General features: G+C 37.1%; 14 protein-coding genes. 5 read left to right on the top strand and 9 right to left on the bottom strand.

The annotated features are described in order from the left end of the window. Positions 1-563: 563 nt before the first annotated feature. The 3 genes from AC4G3L_RS15680 to AC4G3L_RS15670 are packed head-to-tail and all read right to left on the bottom strand — an operon-like array spanning position 564 to position 1,661. Positions 564-1,133 (bottom strand): manganese catalase family protein, encoded by a 570-nt coding sequence (locus AC4G3L_RS15680; RefSeq protein ID WP_491077928.1) that lies wholly within the window; start codon positions 1,131-1,133, stop codon positions 564-566. 19 nt (positions 1,134-1,152) lie between these two features. Continuing rightward, positions 1,153-1,416, bottom strand: a complete 264-nt coding sequence (locus tag AC4G3L_RS15675; protein WP_491077927.1) for a spore coat protein CotJB — start codon at positions 1,414-1,416, stop codon at positions 1,153-1,155. Further along, entirely contained in the window at positions 1,416-1,661 is a 246-nt protein-coding gene (locus tag AC4G3L_RS15670; RefSeq protein ID WP_491077926.1) for a spore coat associated protein CotJA, read from the bottom strand. The genes AC4G3L_RS15675 and AC4G3L_RS15670 overlap by 1 nt, the downstream gene beginning before the upstream one ends. A gap of 317 nt (positions 1,662-1,978) precedes the next feature. On the opposite strand from AC4G3L_RS15670, the gene AC4G3L_RS15665 reads away from it, so the two are divergent. Then, entirely contained in the window at positions 1,979-3,121 is a 1,143-nt protein-coding gene (locus AC4G3L_RS15665) for a SpoIIE family protein phosphatase (RefSeq protein ID WP_491077925.1), read from the top strand. Positions 3,122-3,425: 304 nt separating this feature from the next. On the opposite strand, the gene AC4G3L_RS15660 is transcribed toward AC4G3L_RS15665, so the two are convergent. The 3 genes from AC4G3L_RS15660 to cls all read right to left on the bottom strand — a co-directional run bounded on the left by AC4G3L_RS15660 (position 3,426) and on the right by cls (position 8,663). Next, on the bottom strand, positions 3,426-4,271 hold the full coding sequence (locus AC4G3L_RS15660; protein WP_491077924.1) for a CheR family methyltransferase: 846 nt from the start codon (positions 4,269-4,271) through the stop codon (positions 3,426-3,428). Positions 4,272-4,289: 18 nt separating this feature from the next. After that, positions 4,290-7,052 (bottom strand): response regulator, encoded by a 2,763-nt coding sequence (locus AC4G3L_RS15655; RefSeq protein WP_491077923.1) that lies wholly within the window; start codon positions 7,050-7,052, stop codon positions 4,290-4,292. 156 nt (positions 7,053-7,208) lie between these two features. After that, complete coding sequence (cls, locus tag AC4G3L_RS15650; protein ID WP_491077922.1) at positions 7,209-8,663, bottom strand: cardiolipin synthase; 1,455 nt, start codon at positions 8,661-8,663, stop codon at positions 7,209-7,211. 270 nt (positions 8,664-8,933) lie between these two features. Here cls and AC4G3L_RS15645 point away from each other — a divergent pair, with 270 nt between their 5' ends. Further along, positions 8,934-9,191: a hypothetical protein gene (locus AC4G3L_RS15645; RefSeq protein WP_491077921.1), complete on the top strand. Its 258-nt coding sequence runs from the start codon at positions 8,934-8,936 to the stop codon at positions 9,189-9,191. Positions 9,192-9,254: 63 nt separating this feature from the next. Continuing rightward, a complete protein-coding gene (locus AC4G3L_RS15640; protein WP_491077920.1) occupies positions 9,255-9,422 on the top strand; it encodes a hypothetical protein in 168 nt (55 codons plus the stop codon). A gap of 34 nt (positions 9,423-9,456) precedes the next feature. On the opposite strand, the gene AC4G3L_RS15635 is transcribed toward AC4G3L_RS15640, so the two are convergent. The 3 genes from AC4G3L_RS15635 to AC4G3L_RS15625 all read right to left on the bottom strand — a co-directional run bounded on the left by AC4G3L_RS15635 (position 9,457) and on the right by AC4G3L_RS15625 (position 11,719). Further along, positions 9,457-10,179 (bottom strand): amino acid ABC transporter ATP-binding protein, encoded by a 723-nt coding sequence (locus AC4G3L_RS15635; RefSeq protein WP_491077919.1) that lies wholly within the window; start codon positions 10,177-10,179, stop codon positions 9,457-9,459. After that, a complete protein-coding gene (locus AC4G3L_RS15630; RefSeq protein WP_491077918.1) occupies positions 10,176-10,832 on the bottom strand; it encodes an amino acid ABC transporter permease in 657 nt (218 codons plus the stop codon). The genes AC4G3L_RS15635 and AC4G3L_RS15630 overlap by 4 nt, the downstream gene beginning before the upstream one ends. 71 nt (positions 10,833-10,903) lie before the next feature. Beyond that, the gene (locus AC4G3L_RS15625) at positions 10,904-11,719 is read right to left on the bottom strand and encodes a basic amino acid ABC transporter substrate-binding protein (RefSeq protein WP_491077917.1); all 816 of its coding nucleotides are present in this window, start codon (positions 11,717-11,719) and stop codon (positions 10,904-10,906) included. A gap of 237 nt (positions 11,720-11,956) precedes the next feature. Between AC4G3L_RS15625 and AC4G3L_RS15620 the strand changes: the two genes are divergently transcribed. Both AC4G3L_RS15620 and AC4G3L_RS15615 read left to right on the top strand, forming a co-directional pair. Then, on the top strand, positions 11,957-12,811 hold the full coding sequence (locus tag AC4G3L_RS15620) for an STAS domain-containing protein (RefSeq protein ID WP_491077916.1): 855 nt from the start codon (positions 11,957-11,959) through the stop codon (positions 12,809-12,811). 196 nt (positions 12,812-13,007) lie between these two features. Continuing rightward, a complete protein-coding gene (locus tag AC4G3L_RS15615; RefSeq protein ID WP_491077915.1) occupies positions 13,008-14,057 on the top strand; it encodes an AI-2E family transporter in 1,050 nt (349 codons plus the stop codon). Positions 14,058-14,106: the final 49 nt, after the last annotated feature.

The raw sequence follows: 14,106 nt of genomic DNA, 5'->3' as shown, positions 1-14,106 counted from the left end.
AGACTATGCTTATGTCCTGAGCTTCTAGCCGTCGAAGCTGGATTACAGAAAAAGCTTCAGGGCTTTGCTCAGCCGCGACAAGCATAAGAGAAGTTGCGTAAGGCGAGCGTTCTTTCTCTCCTGCAGCAGCTACACTTATGCCTCGAGCGGCTAGGCCCTGAAGCTGGATTAACTAAAAAGCTGATGCGACTGTCCAGCTCCGACAAGCATAAGAGGAGTCACGTAGGGAGGTGTTTCCCCCTCCCGCAGTGGCTACACTTATGTCTCGAGGAGCTAGGAGCCGAAGCTGGATTAACTAAAAAGCTGAGACGGCTTGCTCAGAAGCGAGGAGCATAAGACAGAGACTCGGAGAGGAGTTCCATCCCGCGTAGAGACTATGCTTATGTCCTGAGCTTCTAGACGTCGAAGCTGGATTGACTAAAAAGCTGATGCGACTGTATTAATGAACAAAGACTAAGGACGCCACATCGTGTGGCAATGTCTTTGTGACCAACATTCTGTTGGCCTCTATCAAAAAATCCTGTGTGTTCAAACACAGGATTTTCATTAGCTATATGCCTCGCTTAAAATACTTTTTTTCGTTCTCTATCATCTGTAATAATTTGTACAGCCTCACGGAACCGTTGAGAATGAACGATTTCTCTTTCTCTTAAAAATCGTAAACTATCATTTAAATCAGGATCATCTGACATATTAATAATCCATTGGTAGGTAGCTCTTGCTTTTTCCTCAGCCGCAATATCCTCATATAAATCTGCAATTGGATCTCCCTTTGCCTGAATATATGCGGCCGTAAATGGAACACCAGCAGCATTATGATAAAAAAGAGCAGAATCATGATCAACATAGTGGTCTGCCAAACCGGCATCTCGCATCTGCTCTGGAGTAGCGTCTTTTGTGAGTTTATAAATCATGGTGGCTATCATTTCTAAATGGGCGAACTCCTCCGTGCCAATATCGTTTAACAACCCCACCACCTTATCAGGAATGGTATATCGTTGATTCAGGTATCTAAGGGCTGCCGCCAATTCTCCATCTGCTCCTCCGTATTGTTCGATTAGATACTTGGCTAATGTCGGATTACATGTGCTGACTCTGACTGGATATTGTAATTTCTTTTCATAGAACCACATGCTGATATCACCTCATCTATTATATTTGCCAAGGCCACGGGTTGGTTCCCCATCCCCAAGTGGCATCTGTATAACTGTTCCCAAATTGTTGAAGCGGTCCGAATTTCTTTTCGAATTGCTGTTTAAGCTTTCTGCTTTGATGAGAATACTCATTAAATTGCTGCATGGTATCCACGTCTTTAGGGTGCGTGTCTAAATATAAAGTTAGCTCTACCAAGGCAAAGTCGATTGCCTGAATTTCCTCTAATAATTGATAATATTCATCCGGTAGTTGCGGTTTCATTAAGGCTCCTCCCTTTTATGTTCATATGGGTTTTCATAATAGTCATAAAAAACAGGCCAAAGGGTTCCCTTGAAAAGCGCTTCTTTCGGAGAATATTGCGGCAAGTTGGGAGGTTGAAACCCAAGAAATAAATTAGGTGGAGTAGAATAGTACTTCTTGCCAATTGGTCTGCATGGATCAAATCGACTGTGAAAGGGTGTGTAAGATTTCATATAAGATTTCTCAGGTCGATCTTGTTCAGTCATGGTTGCACCATCCTTTTTAAAATTCATATTCCTTTCAGGCTATGAGTGAAGTAGCCAATTTATTACGAACATTTTTCATAGAGGTTAAGCCTCCCTTAGAGACTATATTTTTCATTTAATAAAAGATATATAATCTAAAAGACATGCAAATAACTCTTGATCTTTTTTGCTTCTTTTTCATTCCTACCTTCAGCCCATTTTTTTAATTTAATAAAAAGTTAATAATAGTTATCATAGTTTCAACTATTTGTATTTTAAGTAAAAGTGACATACCATAATTAATATAAGATTTAGTACTGTAGAAGATGGGTGAAAGAATGTCAATACTTGTCGTTGATGACAATAAAGTAAATTTGTTTGTTATAGAGACCATCTTAAAGCAGGCAGGCTATAAAGAAATAGCACTGGCAAAATCTGCAAACGAGATGATTCATATTTTAGAAGAAGATTTAAGTAAAAATCATGGGAGAAGTTCCTATAATTTGATTCTATTAGATATCATGATGCCTGAAATAGATGGAATAGAAGCCTGCAGGAGAATTACTGCAACGGTGGAATATAAAGATATACCGGTTATATTTGTGACCGCATTAGGCGATACACATAAGCTGGCAGAGGCATTGGATGCCGGCGGATCGGATTATCTAATGAAGCCTATTAATAAGATAGAGCTTTTGGCTCGTATACGTGCTGCACTTCGATTAAAAGAAGAGAAGGATTGGCATAAAAATCAGGATGAAAAAATAAGCTACGAACTCGATCTTGCCACTAAAGTGCAGAGGAGTTTGTTAAGTGAGCCTATAATTAATGAGCAAATTAAAATTACCAGGTCTTATAAGCCATCTTTTAATCTGGCGGGTGATATGTATTATTGGCAACAAATTGATCAGGACCGCTATGCTATATTTATGTTTGACATGATGGGGCATGGAATACCCGCATCATTGGTATGTATGTATATCTCCTCTATTCTTCGTGAAGCGGTACGTAACCTGGTGGATCCTGAGAAAGTTATTCTTGAATTAAATCGATGCATGACTTTACTTGAGGAAAAAACAAAGTTAACATCTTATTACTTAACAGGTATTTATATATTAGTAGATACCAAATCCAAAACGATTCAATATGTAAATGCCGGCCATCCACCAGGCTATCTTTATATCGATGGGAAAGATGTAATCGAAATGGGTCAACGAAACACTGCTGTAGGCTTCTTTGTCGATATGCATATAAACAAAATAACTGTTCCTTATACAGATAGTTTTCAGGCGTTACTATTTACTGATGGTGTTGCAGAAGCTATTGATGACAATGAAAATATTGCGTTGGCACATTTGAAAAAGATCGCCAAGCATCCATGGACAGAACATGAAGCAATGGCTCCATTAAATATTATCCTTCCTGAAGAGAAACAAGCCAATCAACACGATGATATGTGCGTGATTCTCGTTAGAGGTTAATATAGCTGTCTAAATGTTTATCATAAAAAGACAAAGACACAGGTTCCGTATATGAATCTGTGTCTTTGTCTTTTTTGATGGAGGAAGTAGTCGATTAAAAATTAGATTACGGACAAACATTGAGCATAAAATTATTAGTTGCTATTAGTGAGCTGATTACTTTTTTCCTTACTCCCTAATATTCATCCTATCCGGGTAAAATAAAAAGGAGACCCAACTGAGCTGATTCCAAAAGTTAGATGATAAAACCAACTTTCGGGACACAGTCCAGAACTGGAGTCTCCTTTTCATTTTTCAAACCCTATTATGAATGTAATTTTTTTCGATAAAGACGCTGATTAATATCTAATTCCATATACGTATCAGCCATTTCCATAATCTTAAGGGATTCTTTGTTACCAAGTCCCAAAAAGCCACCAGGGCTTAAGCTCTCATCAAATAGCTGGAATACTTTCGCCTGCAACTCCAATGTGAAATAAATAATGACGTTTCTGCAAATTATCACATGGAATTCATTAAATGATCCATCCGTCACTAAGTTATGCTGTGCAAAAACAATATTCCTCGATAAGGAAGGTCGGAAATATGCATATTGCATGTCCGTCTTATAATATTTAGAAAAAGCATCCACCCCACCAGCCTGCAAATAATTTTTCGTGTAAGATTGCATTCTTTTTAGGGGAAATGCACCTTGGCGGGCTTTTTCAATGACTTTTTCATTCATATCAGTCGCATAAATTTTTGTTTTGTGAGCCAGTCCTTCTTCTTCCAAGAGGATCGCCATTGAATATACTTCCTCACCGGTTGAACAACCCGCATGCCATATGCGTATTTCTGGCAGATCCTTCAATCTGGGAACAATCTTCTTACGAAAAGCATAAAAGAAGTCTGGATCTCTAAACATGTCAGTAACATTAATTGAAAAGTCACTCAGAAGATTATTTACATACCCTTCTTCATGAATCACTCTTACTAGAAGGTCGGAAATAGTAGTCAGGTGATCCTTATTAAGTCGATTTTTTATGCGGCGAGCAATTGAAGAACGCATATATTCACGGAAATCGTACCCTGTCATCCGGTAGATTGCCTCTAGCAATAAGTCAATTTCTAAATTCTCGCGTTCCTCCAAAGATGAGGGATACACCAACAATAAGCAGCTCCTTTCTCCTTACTTCGTTAACCAAACAGACATTACCGAATATAGCTGTTCTAAATTAATTGGTTTGCTGATGTAGTCTGTTGCACCAGCTTCCAAACATTTTTCTCGATCTCCCTTCATTGCTTTAGCTGTTAATGCAATGATAGGGATAGATGTAAATTCAGGATTTGCACGTATATGTCTCATCGTATCATATCCATCAAGCTCAGGCATCATAATATCCATAAGAATCATGTCCAAATCACCTTGTTCCTTAATGATATCAAGACATTCTCTTCCATTCTCGGCAACTATGATTTGAACACCTTTACTTTCAAGTGCTCTTTGGAGAGCAAATATATTACGATGATCATCATCCGTAATTAATACCTTTTTCCCTTTAAAGACATCCAGTATTTCCATTTCTTCTTCCCGAGGATCCACTACTTCTTTTTGAACAGCAATTTGCTCCATTACATCATTTGCAATTGGCATATGAATAATTTCAGCATTCTCTTTACTGTTTCTATTAGTCATTCCATTCGGTAGATTCGGCAAGTACACAGTAAACGCACTTCCAACGCCCTCTTCACTTTCTAAGGTCACGTATCCGCCTAGTAATTTTGTAAATTCGCGGCATATCGATAATCCTAATCCAGTTCCCCCATATTTACGGGCTGTTGCTCCATCTGCTTGCCGGAAGGCCTCAAAAATAATTTGCTGTTTAGCAACTGCAATACCAGGACCAGTATCGGTTACAACAATTTTCATCCAGAAATCCGTTTCCGTAATACCATCAAGCAGTTCTTTCTCTCGAGTGTTTTTCACTTTTTCCAGCTTGACCGTAACTGAACCTTTGTCCGTAAACTTCACAGCGTTGGATAATAAATTCTTTAAGATCTGCTGCATTCTCTGTTCATCCGTATAGAAGATGGATGGCAGGTCATTTTCTTTTTCAATAACCAATTCCAGGCCTTTTTGTTCTGCCTGAGGAGAAAAGACCCTTTCTAAACTTTCAATAATCTCATATACATTGGTCTCATTAAAGAAGACTTCCAGTTTCCCAGCCTCAATTTTAGATAAATCTAAAATATCATTAATAAGTGTCATTAAATCATTACCAGACGTATGGATCACTTTTGCAAATTCTTTTTCATCCTCTGTATATTCACCCGGCTCTTTTTCTGCAAGCATTTCAGATAAAATTAAAATACTATTCAGAGGAGTTCTTAATTCATGAGACATATTCGCAAGAAACTCAGATTTGTAATTTGAACTTTGAAGGAGTTGTTCATTTTTAACCTCCAGTTCCTCTTTAGAAATCTCAAGTTCTCTTGATTTCTGCTCGGCTTCCAGATTACGTTCTTCCAATTGTTCATTAATCATGCGCAATTCTTCTGATTGCATCTGAAGTTCTTCAGATTGGGTTTGTAATTCTTCTGCCTGAACCTGCAATTCTTCAGTCATAGCCTGTGATTCATTTAGCAGTCTTTCTACTTCCATCCGACCAAGTACACTGTTTATAGCCATACCTAGATTATCAAGCATATGGTTAATTGTTTTTAACTCAAGATCAGTAAAACCTTTAATACTCGCAAACTCCAGTACAGCTATTACCTTATGTTCATATAAAACCGGAGCAATCACAATCGACTTCGGTTTTATTTCTCCCAGCCCAGTTTTAATCAGTTTGTAATCTCCTGGGACATCATCAAGTAATACAACTTCTTTATTAGCGACCGACTGGCCGATTACGCCTTCACCAAGACTAAATCCATCACGCCCTCCATCACCATAAGAGGCAACTTTATAGAATTGGTGATCTTCATTTTCATTTCTTAAATAAAAGGCTCCCAATTCCGCTCCCATGATTGGCGTGATTTTATTTATAAATTCATCGGCAAGCTGCCCAACCTTAAAGATTCCCTGATACATTTCCGCAACTTCGGCAACTTGTGTTTGCACCCAGCTTTGATTCATGATTTCCTGAGTATATTCTTTTTCGTTTCTACTAAATGTCTCTAGTGATGCTGACATCCTATTAAAAGCAGATGCGATTCGACCAATTTCATCCTCTACTTTTACTTCAATTCTTGGCATAGTGGTCGTATCACTTAGATCTACATTAGTAATCACTTTTGTAATTCTGTTTAATTCACGTGTAGAACTCATGATTACCCAATAAGCCAAAAGTAACGTCAGAACAATTGTAATGATTAAAGAACTGACAATAATCGTCTGCATTTGTTCATATTTTTCATCGGCACGCACCAGTGCGTCATCCATAAGATCTTCTTGGAAGTCAACAAAATCGGCAATTACACCAAGCACATTATCACTTGCTCTGTCTTTCTCTGCCCTTAGCACTTCATAGCTAGTGACCCCTTTTTGCATATCAGTCATTAATTGAATTTCCAGCTTTGTATAGTTCTCATATGATGCACGGAACTCCGCCAATAAGGCTTCACCTTTTTTCGTATTCGCGATGCTTTCCAGTTTTCTATAACGGTCCTCAATATAGATATGATTTTGATCGATTGTTTCTGAGGCCTCGCTTAACTCTTCTTTACTCGGAGTACTGGAATCCTGCCCCAGTAAATTAAGAGTACGTTCCGACTCTGCAAAATTTCTTTGAATATCATTAATATAACTAACCTTTTGATATCGATCATCCACTATTTCAAGTAAATCTTCTCTCGAGCTGCTCAATCTTGCGTCAATTATAACCATCAATGCAATAATGATTACTAATATTGTGCCAAAGCCAACTAAATTTTTTTGCTTAAATGTCATTCATGTACCTCTTCCCTGTTCCCAATGTCTACTATCTATTTACAGGACTATTATTAGAAATATTTAAAGAACACACCAATATTATACTGTATTACCATAATAAAAAGACACTAACTCGTCCTAGTGTCTTTAAAAATAGTACTTATTTACTCTTATTTATAAAACAGGGGATAATAATCTGGATAATGACTCTTTAAATCGAATGAAAAGCGATCGATTATTATAAATTTCTAATGTCAATTCATGGCAGTGCTTTAAATCAGCATCAAATGTATCCTTTAAACGTACCGCTGTCTCTGCATGATAAATAATGGCGTTTACTTCAAAATTCAACCGGAAACTTCGCACATCAATATTAGCTGTTCCAACCGTCGCTAATCGATCATCTATCACCATCGTTTTAGCATGCAAGAATCCATTTTCATATAAAAAAACTTTTGCACCGGCCTTTAGTAGTTCTCCTACATAAGAATAGGTGGCCCAATAAACAAATAAATGATCCGGCTTATTTGGTATCATTACTCTGACATCGACACCGGACATAGATGCGATTCTGACTGCATCTAACACACTGTCATCTGGTATGAAATATGGTGTCTGCAGATAAATATACTCTTTTGCATCCAGTATCATACGAATATAACTGGTTTTAATTTGTTCCCACTCAGAATCAGGTCCGGATGTAACAATTTGAAGTCCAACGCCCTTTTCATTATGTTTGAGACTGTATCTGAAGTAATCTTCTGTCCATTCCATTTTATCTCCAGAAGCCTGCGCCCAATCCAGTAGAAAGCGCGACTGCAAATCATTTACTGCATCACCCCAAATTCGTAAATGGGTGTCTCTCCAATAACCAAACTTCGGGTTAAGTCCCAGATATTCTTCACCGACATTGAATCCGCCAAGATATCCAACTTTACGGTCAATGATGACGAGCTTCCGATGGTTTCGGAAGTTAATTCTGAGATTGATAAGTGGTAATTTCCCAGGAAAGAATGCTTCTGCATGACCACCAGCTTCTTCTAATTTCTTAATTCGTTTTTTTGAGATCCTCCTGGAACCGGCATCATCATAAATCAGCCGTATTTCTACTCCTTCTTTAGCCTTTTCAATCAAAGCATCGAGCAGCCTGTTACCATATGTATCGTTTTGAATAATGTAATATAGTACATGAATATGATACTTGGCATTCGCAATATCATCAAATAGTGCGTTAAATTTATCTTTTCCATCCGTAAAAATTTCAATATTATTATCATTGGTGTACACGGAATTATCCGTTTTCATATTCATTAAAATCAAATCTTTATATCTCTGAGGTATAGAAGTATTAAAAGGCTCTTCCATATTTTTTAAGTTTTCTTTTTGTTTGGCGATCCGTTTCTCCAAATAATCATAGCCACGTTTATCCCATGTGAATATTTTCCTTTTACTTAAATTCTGCCCCAATACAATATACAGAATAAAGCCTCCAATTGGAATAAAGCTTAGAACCATTAACCAAGCCCACGAAGCACTGACATTACGCCTTTCTAAAAAGGTTATCGTTATAGCAAATATAAGATTGATTATTATTAACAATTGCCACATAAAATTATTAATTATATCCATTTATCTACCTCTCCAACTGAAACATTGTCTTTACTTCTATAAATATTATAACGATAAAGAATAAAAAAACATACAGAACTATATTGATAACAAAAAGGCAACCAAATTCAAGAGGTTGCCTTTTACACTTTGTTAATCTCCTATATTATACCAATTAATGAACGTAATATTCACTATATGACGCTTTAAAACAAAAGCTCATGGCAACGCTTCTTATCATTCTCCAAGTATAGAAAGAAAGATTTCAGGCAACTTAAGAGTAAATAATTCTTGAGTAGAAAAGGAATGAGTCAATTGCCGAGAAACAGAGATAATGTCCATGTTAATCCCGAACCAAATCCAGATGGGAAACAGGAATCGATAATAAATGATCCAATGGGCAATCAAATGGGTGTGGTTAATGGCAGCCTGCAGCCCGGGTTTAACCAAAGCCAAAACCCTTATCATGTCAGTGATAAAAAGGAGACCCCAGAATCGATAAAAGGATTCGAGAAATTAACCAGAGGCAGAAAATCAGATGAGTTCTAATCTTGATGTTACGGCTTATAGGGGATATTATTAAGGAAATCCATTTAAGGAGTTTATTATAATATGTCTAAAAAATTAAGTCTTCAAGAGGCAATCAAACAAAAACTTGCTTCCAAGCAACAATCAACTCAAGCCAACAGCCATGTAAACGGACCTGTCAAAAAAACGAAAGAATTGCAAAGCCAATTGACAAAAAAACCAAACAATCAACGTAAACGGACCGGTGTATAACGATTCAGGGACTGCAATTGCAGTCCCTTTGTCATTATAAAACTTTACTCAAAAATAGCTTTGTCCGATTGTGTTGCGGATTTTCAAATAAGCTTGCTGGGTCATTTTGTTCAACGATATATCCATCATCCATAAAAATAACCCGATCTCCAACTTCACGTGCAAACCCCATTTCGTGCGTGACAACTACCATTGTCATTCCGTCACGTGCCAGTTCTTTCATGACTTCCAGGACCTCTCCAACCATTTCAGGATCAAGTGCTGAAGTTGGTTCATCAAACAACATAATTTCTGGCTCCATTGCCAAAGCACGTGCGATCGCTACCCTTTGTTTTTGTCCACCGGATAATGAATCCGGATAGGCATTTTCTTTATCTGAAAGCCCTACCTTTTCGAGAAGCTCCAAACAATGCTTACGCACTTCTTCAACGGGAATCTTCTTTACTTTGGTAGGAGCCAGCATTAAATTTTCCAAGACCGTCTTATGGGGAAACAAATTGAAATGTTGAAAAACCATCCCCGTTTTGGTTCGAACCATATTAATATCTATTTTTTTATCGGCAAGATCCTTCCCATTGATGATGACATGCCCATCCGATATGATCTCCAATAAATTTAAACATCGAAGAAAGGTAGATTTGCCCGAACCTGAAGGACCAATCACTACCACGACTTCCTGGGGTTTAATCTTTAACGATATGTCTTTTAATACCTCATGATTTCCAAAGCTTTTTTTCAAATTCCTCACATCTATCATGTTGTCTCCAGCCTTCTTTCCAATCGATTTAATAGCAAGCTCAAAGAAAGCGTAAGGATGAGATAAATAAAGGCAGATGTTAAATAAGGTTCCCACACCCGATAATACTCAGTCGCCATGGCTCTGCCCCAATACGTTAGTTCCGGTGCCGCGATAACAGCGGCTATTGAAGACTCCTTTATTAATACAATAAACTCGTTCCCCAGAGGAGGAATAATGCGTTTGAACGCTTGCGGCAAAATAACATATCTCATCGCCTGACTCTGAGACATTCCAAGTGACCTGGCTCCTTCCATTTGTCCTGCATCAATCGATTGAATACCCCCTCGGAAAATCTCAGCTATATAAGCAGCTGCATTTAGGGACAAGGCGAGAATGGTTGCAAATATGGCATTTGTTTCGCCGGTCAATGCTGGTACCACTCCAAAGTGTACTAACAGGAGTTGAACAAATATGGGTGTTCCACGAAAAAATGCTATATAACAATTTAGGGGGATAGATAACCATTTTCTTTTGGTCAATCTGCCAAGACCGATAAGTAAACCAAGAATTGATCCAATTAAAATTCCGGCTATTGAAAGCCCAATTGTATAAAGCGTTCCTTTCATTAACAATGGAGCATAAATTTGAATAATATCCCACCTAAAATCCACACCTGTTCCCCCTCTAGACAAAGATTGCGTAGCACAGTTTCCCTGCGATACGCAATCCTCTCACGGTTTCTTTATTTTGATTGCTGAGCTTTTAACGTCTCAAGATCCGGTTCAATTCCAAACCATTTTTTATAAATTGTTGTATATGTTCCATTTTCGATAATTTCTTTTAACGCTTTATCTACGGAAGCTCTATCTTTACTATCCTTTGGAAACATTAAACCATAGTACTCATTGTCAAATGCTTGTTCATCCTTCACTACAACAAACTCATCCTTAGGATTATTTTTAGCGTATTCCTCGACAACACCATTATCAGCTACTACGGCTTGCGCACCGCCTTTTTTCATATCCATAATTGCCAATACGGTTGTTTCAAATTTTTTAATATCTTTATGGTTCTTGCCCACTACTTTTTCAACTGCAAATTGACCTGTAGTACCAGTTTGAACGGCAATTTCCTTGCCTTTCAAATCCTCTGCAGATTTAATATCACTTCCTTCGGGGACAAGAATTTTATTAGTGGATAAAAAATATGGCAAAGAGAAGTCATATGTTTTTTTCCGTTCGTCATTAATTGATATCGCTGACATCCCAAAGGCCGCCCTCTTGCTTTTAATCTCGACAAATAACGGATCCCAGCCAACATGCTCGATTTTTACTATAAAACCCGCTTCCTTCGCTATCGCATTAACAATATCTACATCAAACCCAACGACTTCACCTTTTTTTTGAAATTCAAATGGTGAATAGGCCGCGTCAGTCACTACTCTTAACGTTTTCTTTGCGTCACCTTCGCCGCTCACGTTTTCTTCCTTCGTTCCGCAAGCTGCAATGACAGCCATAATAGATAACATGATTATGGTTAAAAAAAATCTCTTTTTCAAAATGACGCCCCCTTTATTTAATTATTCAGAAAAGTCTATGAATAACATTATAAGGTTGGCTGCGAAAATACGCAATTTAATTTTGAATTTTTTGTATATTTAAACTTTAAAAGGAAAAAGTATCTATTTATTAAAAATAATCCATATTTTACTTTGATAATTGAGAAATAATCAATTGTGTTTTTCTTTTATTACAAGCAAAATATTTAATATAGACAGTAAAGGAAAGAGGTCAGTATGGAAAACAAATCGAAAGCTTTGTATGATTATTTGATTACTCATTCAGATAAAATAATTGAAGACTGGTATTCACGATTGCCAAAATCTAATGAAGCTGATTATTCTCTTAAAGCGCCGATCCATACAGTCACAGCATTAAAGAAACAATTTAAAGAATACTTACATATAGTTGCAGATAGCCTGTTTCAATCAGAAGAAGAACGGGATTTTATAGTAAAAGAACGCACGCTCTCTGTTGCACATGTACGACTTGATTCTTGTACTCCTTTAAGCGATTCTATTAATGCTGCTGGTTTATTAAGAAGAGTGGTATGGGGATATGTAAAAAAATTTATCGAAAATACCAGTATAAAAATTAGCTTTGAAGATATTTTTTACTGGGAAGAGAGGCTTAACTCGACCATTGATCAGCTAACTCACAGCTACACAGAACATTATATAAACATTTTACTAAAGCGTATTCTCTCACAATCTAATCTTATTAATGAATTAAGTTCTCCTGTGATTAAATTAACCAAAAACATCGGCTTGTTGCCTATTGTAGGTAATATCGATTCAGCCAGAGCTCAGGTTATTAACGAAAGTACCCTTCAGCAAAGTGCCGATACTCAAATTTCAACATTAATTATCGATTTATCTGGAGTGTATATCGTTGATACTATGGTCGCCCAGCGCCTTTTTCAAATGATAAAAGCACTTAAACTCATCGGTGTAAAGGTAATTATGACAGGAATTCGGGCAGAGGTTGCCCAAACAAGTGTACAGCTTGGAATTGATTTTTCAAGTATTCAAACAGAAAGCAGTGTTAATCAGGCTTTTACTAAATTAGGGCTCATCATTGAAGATATGTAATTTTATCTTTCTCGCCACACCACATGTCACATCCATTATATATATCCATATCAAACAGCGACTTGTATTCCTGAATTGGTGTAGTCGCTGTTTTTTTATAAGGTTGCTTACCATCTATTTTTCTTGCCTGAGAGTATATTCTTCGCATTTATGGGTATAGTTCTAGCAAACGAAATTATAGATTCGGGGGATTCTTATGTGGATTAATAAACCTTTTTATAAATATGCCACTGCTACAATTTTGATATTGATTATTATCTACTTATTTGGAAAAATTGATTATTTTATGTGGCCCTTTCAAAAACTGATTATAACAATCTTTTTTCCTATTCTGATAGCCGGGCTTCTCTATTATATCTTGAGACCTGTCGTTCAATTTTTAAGTAAATATATGCCCATCACGCTCAGCATTCTTCTCCTCTATCTGGTAATAGGCGGGATAGGTTATAGTGCGGTCCAATTTCTAGGGCCGAAGATTGCTTCTCAGAGTGAAGAGCTCATCCATAAAATACCTGAAAAAGTAGAAGAATCAAAGGATATGTTAAGTGAGAATACCTCAAACTACGTATCAGTGGATAAAATTCTCCACTATGCAAAAGAATACTTAGACTCTTTTCCAAAGCTATTATCCGATCATGCTATAACTATTTTTTCAACTGTCAGCAGCATTATCACTGTTCTCTTGATTGTTCCTTTTATTGTATTTTACTTTCTTAAGGATGGACATAAACTTAGACCCTTTTTATTAAAACGTATTCCTTCTAATGTAGAAGAAGAAGGCAATCGTATCTTAATGGATGTCGATAAAACCTTATCCACCTATATTGTTGGTCAATTTATTATCGCCATTGTCGATGGTTTCCTGATGTATATTGGCTATCTTATCATTGGACTTGATAATGCGTTAATTCTGGCTGTTTTTGCAACCTTACTGACTGTAGTACCTTTCCTTGGTCCATTTCTCGGAACCATCCCTGCGATAATATCAGGGTTATTAATTAGTCCGTTTACCGCCTTAAAAGTCCTAATCGTCTTTGGGATTGTCCAACAACTTGAGGGGCATCTCGTTACACCACAAGTTATGGGCAAGCGCCTGGATATTCATCCCTTAACGGTTATATTATTGCTCCTTGTAGCAGGTTCCCTATATGGATTTATTGGCATTCTTATTGCCATACCTACTTATTCTGTTGTGAAGGTCATAGTAAAGAATTTCATAAAATTTTATAAACTGCGTACTACTTAAAGTAGCTGAATTTTAAAAAAAGGTGACTCAAGGCTTTTTCTTAAGACCA

This window comes from Bacillus sp. z33, from assembly GCF_058313615.1.
This window is presented reverse-complemented; position numbering and strand designations above follow the sequence as displayed.